This is a genomic window from Massilia forsythiae (genome assembly GCF_012849555.1).
Classification (GTDB): Bacteria; Pseudomonadota; Gammaproteobacteria; order Burkholderiales; family Burkholderiaceae_D; genus Telluria; species Telluria forsythiae.
The window spans coordinates 2,701,112-2,715,176 of the sequence record NZ_CP051685.1; the positions used below are offsets into that span (position 1 = coordinate 2,701,112).

Genomic DNA, 14,065 nt, shown 5'->3' on the forward strand with positions numbered 1-14,065 from the left:
ATGAACGTATTTTTTGAAGAGTCGGGCGATTTCAAGGTCGGCAGCGTATTGTCGCAGGCCGGCGAGGCCTACCAGGTCGAAATGCCGAGCGGGAAGCGCACCAAGGTCAAGACCAAGGACGTGATGCTGCAGTTCGAGAAGCCGGCCCCGGCCGAGCTGCTGGAGCAGGCCAAGGCGATCGCCGCCGACATCGATCTCGAGTTCCTGTGGGAAGTGGCGGGCGAAGACGAGTTCGGCTTCGCCGAGCTGGGCGCCGAGTACTTCGGCCACGCGCCGCTGCCGTTCGAGGCGGCCGGCCTGGTGCTGGCGCTGCACAACGCGCCGATCTATTTCTATAAAAAGGGCCGCGGCCGCTACAAGGCGGCCCCGGAGCAGTCGCTGCGCGCGGCGCTGGCCGGGATCGAAAAGAAGAAGCAGCAGGCGCTGGTGCAGGCATCCTACGTCGACGAACTGAAAGCCGGACGCCTGCCGGCCGCGCTGCAGCCGCTGGTGCAGCAACTGCTGTTCAAGCCGGACAAGAACGGCATCGAATTCAAGGCGCTGGACACCGCCGCCAGCGAACTGCAGACCACGCCGCAGCGCCTGATGCTGAGCACCGGCGGCATCGCCTCGGCCAAGGACTTGCACATGGCGCGCTTCCTGTTCGAGAACTTCCCGCGCGGCGCCGGCTTTGCGCCGGTGACGGCGCCGGCACCGGTCGGCGAGCTGCCGCTGGCGAAGGTGGCCGCGTTCTCGATCGACGACGTGACCACCACCGAGATCGACGACGCCTTTTCGGTAGAGAAGCTGGACGACGGCACGGTACGGGTCGGCATCCACATCGCCGCGCCGGGCCTGGGCATCCGTCCGGACGACGCCATCGACAAGATCGCGCGCGCGCGCATGTCGACCGTGTACATGCCGGGCGATAAGATCACCATGCTGCCGGACGAAGTCGTGAACGCCTTCACCCTGGCCGAGGGCACGGATTGCCCGGCGCTGTCGCTGTACGCGACGCTCGACCCGGCCGGCTGGACCGTGCTGTCCACCACCACGCGCGCCGAACGCGTGCCGATCAAGAGCAACCTGCGGCATAACGACCTCGACCAGCTGGTCAACGAAGAGACCCTGGAAAGCGGAGAAGGCGAGTACCCGCACAAGGACGAACTCGGCCTGCTGTGGCAGTGGGCGCTGCAGCTGGAAGCGGGCCGCATGAAGAAGCGCGAAGCCTTCGGCCTGAAGCCGGAACAGGCGAATCGCGTCGACTTCAATTTCTATGTCGAGGACGACGTGGTCAGCATCGTGCGCAGGAAGCGCGGCGCGCCGCTCGACAAGATCGTGGCCGAGCTGATGATCTTCGCCAACAGCACCTGGGGCAAGCTGCTGCACGACTGCGGCGTGCCGGGCATCTACCGCTCGCAGGGGCCGGGCGCGGGCGGCTGGAACGCCAAGATCCAGGTGCGCATGGTGACCCACGCGGCGCCGCACCAGGGCCTGGGCGTCGACCAGTACGCCTGGAGCACCTCGCCGCTGCGCCGCTACACCGACCTGGTCAACCAGTGGCAGATCCTGGCCTGCGCGTCCAACGGCGTGACCGCACCGCTGGTGGCGCCGTTCAAGCACCGTGACGCCACGCTGTTCTCGATCGTCTCCGCCTTCGACGCGGCGTATGCGGCATATAACGACTTCCAGCAGAACATGGAGCGTTACTGGTGCCTGCGCTGGCTGGGCCAGGAGCAGGCCAGGCAGGTCGACGCCGTGGTGCTCAAGGACGAGGTGCTGCGCCTGGTCGAGATTCCGCTGGTGATCCGCATGCCGGGCATGCCCTCGGTGCCCCGCGGCGCCCAGGTGCGCCTGGACATCGTGCGCTGGGACGAGGTCGACCTGACGCTGGAAGCGCGCCTGTTGGAAGTGGCGGCGGCGCCGGCCGACACCGGCGCGTTCGAGGAAGAAGAGGAAGAATCCGCGCCGGCCGAGGGCGCCGAGGGTGGGCAGGATGCCGACAGCGGCGAGGCTGCCGCGCAAGAGGCGGCCGAGGCCGAAGGCGCGGTGACGGTGGTCGATCCGGAAACCCAGACCGATGTCACGGCCGAACCGGCGCCGCCGCAGGCACCGCAAGCGGCTTGACGGTTTGTCATCCCTGCAAAATCCTGTTGCTTCGGGGACCGATAGTTTCCCCGAAGCCTCGCAAACTCGCGCTCGCGCACGGTAGAATGGATCTTCCCTGTTCCAATACCCTTCCGCGCAGCACGTGAAGTACGCTCGACAACACCGCCCCCTGCTGATCGCCGTCACCGTCTCGGTGCTGGCGCACGCCGCCCTGCTGGCGATCCGTTTCGCCGCGCCGGACGCATTCCGCCTGGTGCCGGCCGATCCGGGCCTGGAAGTCATCCTGGTCAACGCCAAGCACCAGCGCGCCCCGGTCAAGGCCGAGGCGCTGGCGCAGGCCAACCTGGATGGCGGCGGCAATGCCGATAGCGGCCGCGCGCAATCGCCGCTGCCCGACCTCAAGCGCATCGAGGACGGCGACAGCATCAAGGCCATGCAGCGCCGCATCGCCGAGCTGGAGCGGCAGCAGAACAACATCCTGACGCGCACGCGCGCCTCGCCCTTGAATACCGCCGCGCCCACCGAGCAGGCCAAGCCGGACCCCAGCCGCAATGGCGCCGACAATGCCGACACCACGCGCGCGATCGCGCGCATGACGGCCGAGATCACCCAGCGCATCGCCGACGAAAATAAACGGCCGCGCAAGACCTTCATCAGCCCGAGCACCCAGGAAGCCGGCTACGCCCTGTACTACAAGTCGATGCAGAAGCGCGTCGAGGAAGTCGGCACGCTGAATTTCCCGCAGCAGGGCGGGCGCAAGCTGTACGGCGAGCTGGTGGTGTACATCCCGGTGTTCCAGGACGGCAGCATCTACGAAAAGGAAGGCGGGCCGCGCATCGAGCGCGGCTCCGGCAACGCGGCGCTGGACCAGGCCGCGCTGGCGATCGTGCGCCGCGCGGCGCCGTTCGGCAAATTCCCGGCCAACATGCGCTCGTCCGACAAGGATGACTTGTGGATCGTGGTGACCCGTTTCAAATTCACGCGCGAGGAAAAGCTGCAGGCGGAGCTGGGTGCGAGTGGTGCGTGACGTCGACGTACGTAGGCGTTTTACGCGGCGCATGGTTTGCTTGGACGCGTGGACGGCATAGCCGCCTCGCCGGCCACGTCCACCCCACGACGGTTTCATCAGACAAGAACATGACAGACAAATACTGCGTAATCGGCAACCCGATCGCCCACAGCAAATCCCCCGAGATCCACGCCGCCTTCGCAGCCGAAACCGGGCAGGACCTCATCTACGAACGTCGCCTGTCTCCGCTCGACGGCTTCGCCGCCACCGTGCGCGAGCTGGCGGCGCAGGGCTGGCGCGGCGCCAATGTCACCGTGCCGTTCAAGCTGGAAGCGGCCGGCGTCGCCACCCGCCTGGCCGAGCGCGCGCGCCTGGCCGGCGCCGTGAACACGCTGCTGTTCGAGGCCGGCGGCGGGATCGTCGGCGACAACACCGACGGTCCCGGCCTGGTGGCCGACATCGTGCGCAATGCCGGCGTGGCGCTGGCAGGCAAGCGCGTGCTGCTGCTGGGCGCCGGCGGCGCCGCGCGCGGCGTGATCCTGCCGATCCTGCAGGAAGGCCCGGCGGCGATCGTGATCGCCAACCGCACGCGCGCCACCGCCGACGAACTCGTCGCTCACTTCGGCGCGCACCTGGCGCATGCCGGCCAGCTGAGCGCCTGCGGCTACGACGCCATCGACGGCGGCTTCGACGTGGTCGTCAACGCCACCTCGGCCAGCCTGGGCGCGGCGCTGCCGCCGGTGCCGGCCACGGCGTTGAAGCCGGGCGCGCTGGCGCTGGACATGATGTACGGGAAGGAACCGAGCCCGTTCATGGCATTCGCCGCCGGCCACGGCGCGGTCGTGCGCGACGGCCTCGGCATGCTGGTCGAGCAGGCCGCCGAAGCGTTTGCCTTGTGGCGCGGCGTGCGTCCGCAGACGGCAGCGCTGCTGCAGCGGCTGCGCGCATGATGAGGGCGAGCGCATGATGAAGGTGGGCGCAGCCAGGGCGGCTCCGGCGAAAGGGGGCAGGGCAGGCAAGCCGACTGGCGGCAAGCCGGCGCGCGCAGCGAACAGTCCGCGTCGCTGGCTCAAGTGGCTGGTACTCGGGCCACTGTTGCTGGTGCTGCTGCTCCAGCTGTATTTCTTCCTGATGGTGTGCTGGTGGACCCGGTTCGATCCGTCGTCGACCAGCATGATGCGCACGCAGCTGTCCGAGCTGCGCGTGCAGAACCCGAACGCCACGCTGAAGCAGACCTGGGTGCCGTACGCGCGCATCTCGGACAACCTCAAGCGCGCCGTGATCGCCTCCGAGGACGCCAACTTCGCCGAGCACGACGGCGTCGACTGGGACGCGCTGGAAAAGGCCTACGAGCGCAACAACAAGCGCCACAAGGTGGTCGGCGGCGGCTCCACCATCACCCAGCAGCTGGCCAAGAACCTGTTCCTGTCCGGCTCGCGCAACTACCTGCGCAAGGGCCAGGAACTGGTGATCGCCTACATGCTGGAAGCGGTGATGAGCAAGGAACGCATCCTCGAGATCTACCTGAACGTGGTCGAGTTCGGGCGTGGCGTATTCGGCGCCGAAGCCGCGGCGCGCTACTACTACCGCACCGCCGCCGCCAGCCTGAACGCCACCCAGGCCGCGCGCCTGGCGGTGATGCTGCCCAACCCGCGCTACTACGACCGCCACCGCAGCACCAGCTACCTGGCGCGCCGCACCGGCATCATCCAGCGCCGCATGAGTGCCGCCGACCTGCCATGACATTCGGGGTCAGAGCACTTTCGGCGGCAAATTCGGGGTCAGAGCAGAAATCGCATGCGGGTTTCGCCGATGCGTTCGTACGGCCAAGTAGCGCCAAGTCTGCAAAACCGTTGCGTCGACAAGCCGATAGTTAAAACAAGCAATTTCCTGCAATTGTGCTCTGACCCCGAATTCACGTTCGAATCTGCTTTGACCCCGAATCTAAGACCTTGCTCGTGGGCAGAATTATCGGCCGTGGGGTGGCCGGCCTCAGGGCTTACGGGTACACTTGCGCTGTTTCCGAATCCGGCCGAGAAAGCAGCGCATGATCAACGTATTTGTCCTCCAGAATGGCCGACTGAACCAGGTGCCGATCGCCTCGCGCGCCGATCTGGAGAACGTGGCGCCTGTCTGGGTCGATCTCACCGATCCGACCGACGAGGAGCGCGCCTGGGTCAAGGCGACCTACGACGTGGTGCTGCCCGGCGAGGACGAGGTCTCGGACATCGAAGCGTCGGCGCGCTACTACGAGGGCGAGAACGGCGACCTGCACCTGCGCACCGATTTCCTGCGCGAGGAAGAGGACGGCCCGTCGCGCATCGTCACCGTCGCCTTCATCCTGGCGCGCAAAATCCTGTTTTCGGTCCACAACGACGAGCTGCCGGTGTTCCGCCTGGTGCGCCTGCGCGCGCGTTCGCGTCCTGGCTCGATCGAGGATTACATGGACGTGCTGCTCGACCTGTATGCGACCGACGCCGAGTACTCGGCCGACACGCTGGAAGGCATCTATAAAACGCTGGAAGAAGTCAGCGAGCGCGTGCTGCAGAAGGACTTTAGCGACCAGGACGCGGCCGCCGCGCTGAACGCGATCGCCCACGAGGAAGACTTGAACGGCCGTATCCGCCGCAACATGATGGACACCCGCCGTGCCGTCAGCTTCCTGATGCGCGGGCGCTTGCTGAATACCGACCAGTTCGAGGAAGCGCGCCAGATCCTGCGCGACATCGAATCGCTGGACGGCCACACTTCCTTCCTGTTCGACAAGATCAACTTCCTGATGGACGCCACCGTCGGCTTCATCAACATCAACCAGAACAAGATCATCAAGATCTTCTCGGTGGCCTCGGTCGCCTTTTTGCCGCCGACCCTGATCGCCAGCATCTACGGCATGAACTTCAAGTTCCTGCCCGAGCTGGAATGGCAGTTCGGCTATGGCTGGTCGCTCAGCCTGATGATCATCAGCGCGATCGCGCCCTTCCTGTATTTCCGCCATCGCGGCTGGTTGAAATAAGCGCCCGCCGAGCGTCATTCCAAAAATCCCCGATTTACTTATCAGGACGTAGCAAAAACGTCCTGATTCATCTCAAGTTCACCTACATGTTCATGTATTCACCTCATGCATGTTGACTTTGTAATGAGAATTGTTATCATTTGCGTTTTGATTCACGCTGTCCGCCACCTGCGCGCCTGTTCGCGGCGCCTGCGCCACCCCAGCCGATCACATAACCATTTCGCTTATCCATTACTGAGGAATCCATGAACATGCACGCGCACGCCCGCCAGCGCCGTAACCCGCACCTGAACCGTATCGCCCTGCTGGTGGCGGCCGCGCTCCCGCTGATCGCCCAGGCGCAGTCGGCCGACGACGCCGGCCAGGACATCCAGCAAGTCAAGATCCGCGCCCAGAAGGTCGGCGAGACCACGGAAGGCAGCGGCCTGTACACGACCGGGCGCGACCGCACCGCCACGCCGCTGTCGATGAGCGTGCGCGAGACCCCGCAGGCGGTCACCATCGTGACCCAGCAGCGCATCGAGGACCAGAACCTGGTGACGGTGAGCGACGTCGTCAACAACGTGGTCGGCATTTCGGTCAACCAGTACGAAACCAGCCGCGCCGGCTTCACCGCGCGCGGCTTCGACATCGACAACCTGCAGATCGACGGCGTGCCGACCACCTTCGAGCAATCCTGGAGCGCGGGCGAGGTGCTGGGCAGCCTGGCGATCTACGACCGCGTCGACGTGGTGCGCGGCGCCACCGGCCTGGTGACCGGCGCCGGCAATCCGTCGGCGGCGATCAACCTGGTGCGCAAGCATGCCGACAGCAAGAGCGTGACGGGCAACGTCGAAGCCGCCGTCAGCAGCTGGAACGGCCGCCGCGTGCTGGGCGACGTGTCCACGCCGCTGAACACGGACGGCTCGATCCGCGGCCGCGTGGTGGGCGAATACACGTCCGCCGACAGCTGGGTCGACCGCCTGAAGAACAAGAGCCAGACCCTGTACGCCACGGTCGAAGCCGACCTGGGACCGAAGACACTGCTCTCGGCCGGCTACAGCCACCAGGAAAACCGCGCGCAGAACCCGATGTGGGGCGGCCTGCCGTACTTCTACAGCGACGGCAGCCGCACCGACTGGGACGTGTCGAAGACCTCGTCCGCCGACTGGACCCGCTGGCCGACCAGCTACGACAACGCCTTCGTCAGCCTGGACCACGGCTTCGACAATGGCTGGAAGCTGCGCGCCACCTACGACCACGGCGACCGCACCGGCGATTCCTACCTGCTGTACCTGGCCGGCGTGCCGAACCGCCAGACCGGCACCACCCTGGACGCCTACACCGGCACCTACCACACCAAGACCAAGCAGGACAATTTCGGCCTGCAGGCCAGCGGCGCCTTCGAACTGGCCGGCCGCAAGCACGACGCCGCCTTCGGTTATACGCATTTGAAGCAGGAGTTCCGCTCCGACAGCCGCGCCTACGATTACGGTACTGCCAGCACCGCGGTCGGCAACTTCAATACCTGGAACCCGTCGGCCTACCCGACCCCGACCTTCGGCGGCCTGAGCTTCTACGAAAGCAGCGAGACCAAGCAGGAAGCGCTGTACGGCATGCTGCGCTTTTCGCTGGCCGATCCGCTCAAGCTGATCGTCGGCGCGCGCGTCACCGACTACGGAAAGACCGGGCGCGGCCTGTACACCACGGCCTACCGCCTGAAGAGCGACCACGAAGTCACCCCGTACGCCGGCCTGGTGTACGACATCAACAACAACTACTCGGTCTACGCCAGCTACACCGACATCTTCCAGCCGCAGAACCTGAAAGACCTGGCCGGCAACAACCTGGACCCGATCAAGGGCAAGAGCTACGAAGCCGGCGTCAAGGGCGAGTTCCTGGACGGCCGTGTAAACGGTTCGCTGGCCGTCTTCAAGATCGAGCAGGACAAGCTGGGCCAGGCCGGCGGCATGGTCGACCGCGACGGTGCCGGCCCGCTGGCACTGGAGCCGTACTACGTCGCCAGCCGCGGCGCCAAGAGCGAAGGCTTCGAGATGGAGCTGACCGGCGAACTGGCGCCGGGCTGGAACGCCACCGCCGGCTACTCGCAGTTCCGCGCCAAGGATGCCAGCGGCGTCGACTTCAACAGCATCTACCCGCGCCGCCTGCTGCGCGTGTTCACCACCTACCGCCTGCCGGAAGCGTGGAGCGCGCTGACCGTCGGCGGCGGCGTCAACTGGGAAGGCCGCACCTATACGGTCGATCCGACTGCGCCGGCCAACAGCAACGGCCTGATCGAGCAGGAGAAGTTCAGCCTGGTGAACCTGATGGCGCGCTACGAGTTCAGCAAGAACCTGTCGGCGCAACTCAACGTCAACAACCTGCTCGACAAGAAGCACTTCACCATGTTCGCGGCCTATAACCAGATCACCTACGGCGCGCCGCGCAGCGCGTCGCTGACCTTCAAGTACCGGTTCTGATGCCGCTCCCGCCCGCGCCGGCGCCAGACGTGCCGGTGCGGGTTTGTTCAATTCGATGCGAGGTTACAATGCGCGCCTTCTGGACCCTGGTTCACCGTTACCTCGGCCTGCTCACCGCAGGCTTCCTGTTCATAAGCGGCGTGACCGGCGCCGTCATCTCGTGGGACCACGAGCTGGACGACGTGCTCAACCCGCACCTGATGGAGGCGCACACGCCGGGCCAGCCGCAATCGTCGCTGGCGCTGGCCAGGCAGGTCGAGGCGCGCTATCCGGACGTGCGCGTCTCCTTCATCCCGCTGCATGTGGAGGCGGGCGAATCGCTGGCGCTGGGCGTCTCGCCGCGTTTCGACAAGGCCACCGGGGAACTCACCAAGCCGGGCTTCAACCAGGTCTTCGTCGATCCGGTCAGCGGCGCCGAACTCGGCAAGCGCGAGTGGGGCGCGGTCTGGCCGATCACCCAGGAAACCTTCGTCTCCTTCCTGTACCGCCTGCACTACACGCTGCACATCCCGGAACTGTGGGGCATCGACCGCTGGGGCCTGTGGCTGATGGGCGGCATCGCCATGATCTGGATGGTCGACAGCTTCGTCGGCTTCTACCTGACGCTGCCGGTGCGCCGCAAGGGGGCAGCGGCTGTTGCGGCCGCGGCCGGGGCGGGCGTCGCCAGGGGGCCCGCCGGCAAATCGTGGTGGCAGCGCTGGCAGCCGGCCTGGAAGGTGCGCTGGCGCGGCGGCAGCAGCAAACTGAATTTCGACCTGCATCGGGCGTTCAGCCTGTGGACCTGGATCCTGCTGTTCATCCTGGCCTTCACCGCGTTCTCGCTGAACCTGTACAACGAAATCTTCTATCCGGTGATCAGCAAGATGTCGCAGGTGACGCCGACGCCGTTCGACACCCGCCCGATGGCCGACAAGCTGCACCTGGTCGAGCCGCGCGTGCCCTTCGGCGACATCGCGGCGCGCGCCGGCGCGGAAGCAGGCCGGCGCAACTGGAGCGAGCCGGTCGGCAGCGTCTACTATTCGCAGGAATTCGGCATCTACATGGTCAGCCTGTACAAGCCGGGCGACGACCACGGCGCCGGCGGCGTCGGTCCGGCGCTGCTGTACTACGACGGCGTCGACGGCCGCCTGCTGGGCCAGCGCCAGCCGTGGAAGGGCACCGCCGCCGACATCTTCGTGCAGGCCCAGTTCCCGCTGCACTCGGGGCGCATCCTCGGCTTGCCGGGGCGCATCCTGATCTCGGCGATGGGCCTGGTGGTGGCCATGCTGAGCGTGACCGGCGTGATCATCTGGTGGCGCAAGCGCGCCTCGCGCCAGGTAGCGGCGATCCAGCGCCAGGCAGCGGTGATGCGCGGCGCCTGAAATTCGGGGTGAAATTCGGGGTCAGAGCACAATTCGGAAATTCGGGGTCAGAGCAGAATGCCGAAGCGGCATTCTGCTCTGACCCCGAATTCAAAAGTGCTCTGACCCCGAATTCATCAATTACACCAGGCGCGCGAACACGCGGCGGGCCGCTTCGACGGTTTCGGCGATGACGGCGTCGTCGTGCGCCGCCGAGACGAAGCCGGCCTCGAACATCGCCGGCGCGAAGTACACGCCTTCTTCCAGCATGCCGTGGAAGAAGCTGTTGAACCTGGCCTTGTCGCCAGCCATCATCTGGCCGTAGCTGGCCGGCACGTGCGACGAGAAGTACATGCCGAACATGCCGCCGACGGCATCGGCGCAGAACGGAATGCCGGCCTCCTGCGCCGCCGCCGTCAAGCCGTCCGCCAGTTTATTCGTCTGCGCCGCCAGCCTGTCGTAGAAGCCGGGTTCCTGCACCAGCTTCAGCGTGGTCATGCCGGCCGCCACCGCCACCGGGTTGCCGGACAGGGTGCCGGCCTGGTACACCGGGCCGACCGGGGCCATCTTTTCCATCAGGTCGGCGCGCCCGCCGAAGGCCGCCACCGGCAGGCCGCCGCCGATCACCTTGCCCAGCGCGGTCAGGTCGGGGACGATGCCGTACAATTCCTGGGCGCCGCCCAGGCCGACGCGGAAGCCCGACATCACTTCGTCGAAGATCAGCACGGCGCCGTATTCCGTGCACAGTTCGCGCATGCGCTGCAGGAATTCCGGGGTGGCGCGGATCAGGTTCATGTTGCCGGCCACCGCTTCCACGATCACGCAGGCGATGCTGTCGCCCATCGACGCGAACGCGTCTTCCAGTTGCGGCACGTTGTTATAGTCGAGCACCAGCGTGTGCTTGACGAAATCTTCCGGCACGCCGGCCGAGGTCGGGTTGCCGAAGGTGAGCAGGCCGGAACCGGCCTTGACCAGCAGCGAATCGGCGTGGCCGTGGTAGCAGCCTTCGAACTTGACGATCTTGTCGCGGCCGGTGGCGCCGCGCGCCAGGCGCAGCGCGCTCATGGTCGCCTCGGTGCCGGACGAGACCAGGCGCACCTGCTCGAGCGACGGCACCAGGCGGCACAGTTCCTCGGCGATCTCGATCTCTCCCTCGGTCGGCGCGCCGAACGACAGGCCGCGCGCGGCCGCGTCCTGCACCGCCTTCACCACCTGCGGGTGCGCATGGCCGACGATGGCCGGGCCCCAGGAACCGATGTAGTCGATGTAGCGCTTGCCGTCGGCGTCCCAGAAATACGGGCCTTCGGCGCGCGTGATGAAGCGCGGCGTGCCGCCCACCGAGCGGAAGGCGCGCACCGGGGAATTCACGCCGCCGGGGGTGCTGTGCTGGGCGCGGGCAAACAGGATGTCGTTCTGGGAATGGTGATCTGGAGTCATGGTGTCGTGGTTGGATGCGGTGGGACGCACGCCGGCGGGGAAGGGCGACGCGCGCGGCGTCAGCAGCCGCCGCCAGGCATGCGGAAAAGTTTGTTGGGGACCAGCTTGCCCATGCCGAAGCGGCAGGCGTTGAGCAGGGCGCCGCTGGTGTAGTCCTGGGCCGCCGCCAGCGCGTCGGCGGCCGTCGCGCCGCGCGCCATGTGCGCCGCCAGTGCCGCTGACAGGGTGCCGCCGGCGCCGATGAAGGGACCGGGCAGGTGGCGGCCCCAGGGCAGGCTGGCCAGCAGGCCGTGGCCGCCGTACAGGTTGTTGGTGCGCGCGCCGTCGCCGCCGCCGGTGCCGGTCACCAGCACGTGGCCGCAGCCGAAGGCGATCAGTTCGTCCACGTCTTCCTGCAGGGGCGCTTCGGTGCCCGGTTCGCGCCAGCAGTCGGCGAAGCGTGCCAGCTCGGCCTGCGACAGCATCAGCACGCTGGCCTGCGGCGCCAGCAGCTGGTGCAGCAGGGTCAGCATGTCGTCGTCGCGCAGGCAGTCCGGCATGGCCGAGGTGAACGGGTCGAGGATCAGCGGCAGGTTGGCGTAGTCGGAGACGATTTCGGCGATCGCGGCGATCTGTTCCAGCCCGACCATGGCGCCGACCTTGATGGCGGACACCGGCATGTCTTCGAGCAGCATGCGCGCCTGCGCCGAGACCGCGGCCGCGTCGACCGGCTGGATGTCGTCGACGCGCGCCGAATCGGCCACCAGCAGTCCGGTGACCACCGACAGGCCGTGGCAGCCGTGCATGGCGAATGCGGCCACATCCGATTGGATGCCCAAAGCGCCGACCGGGTCTGCCGGCCCGAACGTGAGGATGAGAGGAGACGGTTGGTTTTGCACAGCGGGTAGATTAAGATACCTGACTTCGCATTTTACTAGATACAGGGAACCGAAACGTGAGCAACGAAACACAGACTTACCAGACCTGGATGTGCCTGATCTGCGGCTGGGTCTACGACGAAGCCACGGGCAGCCCGGAAGACGGCATCGCGCCCGGCACCCGCTGGGCGGACGTGCCGATGAACTGGACCTGCCCGGAGTGCGGCGCCCGCAAGGACGACTTCGAGATGACGGCGATCTGACCGGGCCGCAACCGATCCTCCGGCCGCGCCGGGCTTGCCGCTTGAATAACGGCAAGCCGCGCGGCCAAAATTTTTTGCGGAAAACTTGGCTGGTGTCGAGTTGACGCATTGCAACACTTTGCGCACAAGCCCGGCGCCCTATGCTATCGTGCAGTTTCATGCTGAAGTGAAACTAATATGACGACGCAACCGACAGGGCCGAAGATCATGGTGATCGACGACAGCAGCACGATCCGCCGCTCCGCCGAGATCTTCCTGACCCAGGCCGGCTACCAGGTGGTGCTGGCCGAAGACGGCTTCGACGCGCTGGCCAAGATCAACGACCATCATCCGGCGCTGGTGTTCTGCGACATCCTGATGCCGCGCCTGGATGGCTACCAGACCTGCGCGCTGATCAAGAAGAGCGCGAAATTCCACGCGACCCCGGTGGTGATGCTGTCGTCCAAGGACGGCCTGTTCGACCGCGCGCGCGGCGCCATGGTCGGCTCGTCGGACTATCTCACCAAGCCGTTTTCCAAGGACAGCCTGCTCGCCGCCGTGCGCGACCATACGGCCGCCGCCTGAGCGCAACGGCTGCCTCCCAACGATTTGCCGGAACCCATCGTGGCCATACAAAAGATCCTGATCGTCGACGATTCCCCGACCGAACGCTATTACCTGACCGACATCCTGGTGCGCAACGGCTTTTCCGTGTCCACCGCCGACAACGGCGCCGACGCGCTGGAAAAGATCCGTGCCGAACGCCCGCAACTGATCCTGATGGATGTGGTCATGCCCGGCGCCAACGGCTTCCAGGTGACGCGCTCGATCGCGCGCGACCCGGAGCTGTCCGCGGTGCCGGTGATCATCTGCAGCAGCAAGAACCAGGAAACCGACCGCATCTGGGGCATGCGCCAGGGCGCCAAGGATTATTTCGTCAAGCCGGTCGATCCGGCCCAGTTGCTGGCCAGGATCGCCACGCTCGGGACCTAGCATGTTCGACAGCGCCCAGGCCCCCGACGACGCGCGCCGCGACGCCGCCGCCGCGCGCCGCACGCGCCTGCGCCGCTACCAGGAGCAGTTGCTCGAGCGGGTGCAGGCGGCGCGCACCGGCAGCGGCGCCCGTACCCATCAGCTGGGCGTGGAGATCGGCGGCGCGGCCTACCTGCTCGACCTGGCCGAAGCCGGAGAAATCGTGCCGGTGCCGGTCTTGAGCCCGGTGCCGCTGACGCGGCCGTGGTACCTGGGCCTGGCCAGCATCCGCGGCAACCTGGTGGGCGTGGTCGACCTGGCCGGCTTCTTCGCCGAACGGGATGCGGACGGCGCGCCGGCCGCTCCTGCCGCTGCCGCTGCCGCGCCGATCCCGGCCTCGGCGCGCATCGTCACCCTGGCCCCCGGATTGGGCCTGCCCTGCGGGCTGCTGGCCACGCGCGTGGCCGGACTGCGCCAGGCGGCCGACATGCGCCCGCTCGACGCTGCAGACGATGACGGCGCGGGCGGGCGCCTGGTCGATGCCGGCGGCAAGGTCTGGACGCCGCTGGCGCTGGCGGCGCTGGCGCGCGACGAGCGCTTCCTGCAGGTCGCGCTGTAGCCGCGTCGACGCCGCGCCCCGGGCGCACA

At 66.8% G+C, this 14,065-nt stretch carries 13 protein-coding genes; 11 read left to right on the forward strand and 2 right to left on the reverse strand.

Annotated features, from left to right (window positions below; translation table 11 throughout):
* The 7 genes from HH212_RS11650 (at position 1) to HH212_RS11680 (ending at position 9,930) form a co-directional block, all read left to right on the forward strand.
* On the forward strand, positions 1 to 2,106 hold the full coding sequence (locus HH212_RS11650; RefSeq protein ID WP_170202624.1) for an RNB domain-containing ribonuclease: 2,106 nt from the start codon (positions 1 to 3) through the stop codon (positions 2,104 to 2,106).
* A gap of 124 nt (positions 2,107 to 2,230) precedes the next feature.
* A complete protein-coding gene (locus HH212_RS11655; RefSeq protein ID WP_170202625.1) occupies positions 2,231 to 3,115 on the forward strand; it encodes a TonB family protein in 885 nt (294 codons plus the stop codon).
* Positions 3,116 to 3,225: 110 nt separating this feature from the next.
* The gene (aroE, locus tag HH212_RS11660; protein WP_170202626.1) at positions 3,226 to 4,047 is read left to right on the forward strand and encodes a shikimate dehydrogenase; all 822 of its coding nucleotides are present in this window, start codon (positions 3,226 to 3,228) and stop codon (positions 4,045 to 4,047) included.
* A 16-nt stretch (positions 4,048 to 4,063) separates the two neighbouring features.
* Positions 4,064 to 4,840: a monofunctional biosynthetic peptidoglycan transglycosylase gene (gene mtgA, locus HH212_RS11665; protein WP_170205399.1), complete on the forward strand. Its 777-nt coding sequence runs from the start codon at positions 4,064 to 4,066 to the stop codon at positions 4,838 to 4,840.
* A 304-nt stretch (positions 4,841 to 5,144) separates the two neighbouring features.
* Positions 5,145 to 6,110, forward strand: a complete 966-nt coding sequence (corA, locus tag HH212_RS11670) for a magnesium/cobalt transporter CorA (protein WP_170202627.1) — start codon at positions 5,145 to 5,147, stop codon at positions 6,108 to 6,110.
* Positions 6,111 to 6,361: 251 nt separating this feature from the next.
* Positions 6,362 to 8,569, forward strand: a complete 2,208-nt coding sequence (locus HH212_RS11675; protein ID WP_170202628.1) for a TonB-dependent siderophore receptor — start codon at positions 6,362 to 6,364, stop codon at positions 8,567 to 8,569.
* A 68-nt stretch (positions 8,570 to 8,637) separates the two neighbouring features.
* Complete coding sequence (locus tag HH212_RS11680; RefSeq protein WP_170202629.1) at positions 8,638 to 9,930, forward strand: PepSY-associated TM helix domain-containing protein; 1,293 nt, start codon at positions 8,638 to 8,640, stop codon at positions 9,928 to 9,930.
* 120 nt (positions 9,931 to 10,050) lie between these two features.
* On the opposite strand, the gene hemL is transcribed toward HH212_RS11680, so the two are convergent.
* Both hemL and thiD read right to left on the reverse strand, forming a co-directional pair.
* Positions 10,051 to 11,346: a glutamate-1-semialdehyde 2,1-aminomutase gene (hemL, locus tag HH212_RS11685; protein WP_170202630.1), complete on the reverse strand. Its 1,296-nt coding sequence runs from the start codon at positions 11,344 to 11,346 to the stop codon at positions 10,051 to 10,053.
* Between the two features lie 59 nt (positions 11,347 to 11,405).
* Positions 11,406 to 12,131, reverse strand: coding sequence for a bifunctional hydroxymethylpyrimidine kinase/phosphomethylpyrimidine kinase (gene thiD / locus HH212_RS11690; RefSeq protein ID WP_308633262.1), 726 nt, complete (start codon positions 12,129 to 12,131; stop codon positions 11,406 to 11,408).
* 182 nt (positions 12,132 to 12,313) lie between these two features.
* Between thiD and HH212_RS11695 the strand changes: the two genes are divergently transcribed.
* From HH212_RS11695 to HH212_RS11710, 4 genes are all read left to right on the forward strand, one after another.
* Positions 12,314 to 12,466, forward strand: a complete 153-nt coding sequence (locus tag HH212_RS11695; protein ID WP_170205400.1) for a rubredoxin — start codon at positions 12,314 to 12,316, stop codon at positions 12,464 to 12,466.
* A 177-nt stretch (positions 12,467 to 12,643) separates the two neighbouring features.
* Positions 12,644 to 13,030: a response regulator gene (locus HH212_RS11700; RefSeq protein ID WP_170202632.1), complete on the forward strand. Its 387-nt coding sequence runs from the start codon at positions 12,644 to 12,646 to the stop codon at positions 13,028 to 13,030.
* A gap of 39 nt (positions 13,031 to 13,069) precedes the next feature.
* Positions 13,070 to 13,438 (forward strand): response regulator transcription factor, encoded by a 369-nt coding sequence (locus HH212_RS11705; protein WP_170202633.1) that lies wholly within the window; start codon positions 13,070 to 13,072, stop codon positions 13,436 to 13,438.
* Between the two features lies 1 nt (position 13,439).
* A complete protein-coding gene (locus HH212_RS11710) occupies positions 13,440 to 14,036 on the forward strand; it encodes a chemotaxis protein CheW (protein WP_170202634.1) in 597 nt (198 codons plus the stop codon).
* The last annotated feature ends 29 nt before the right edge of the window (positions 14,037 to 14,065 follow it).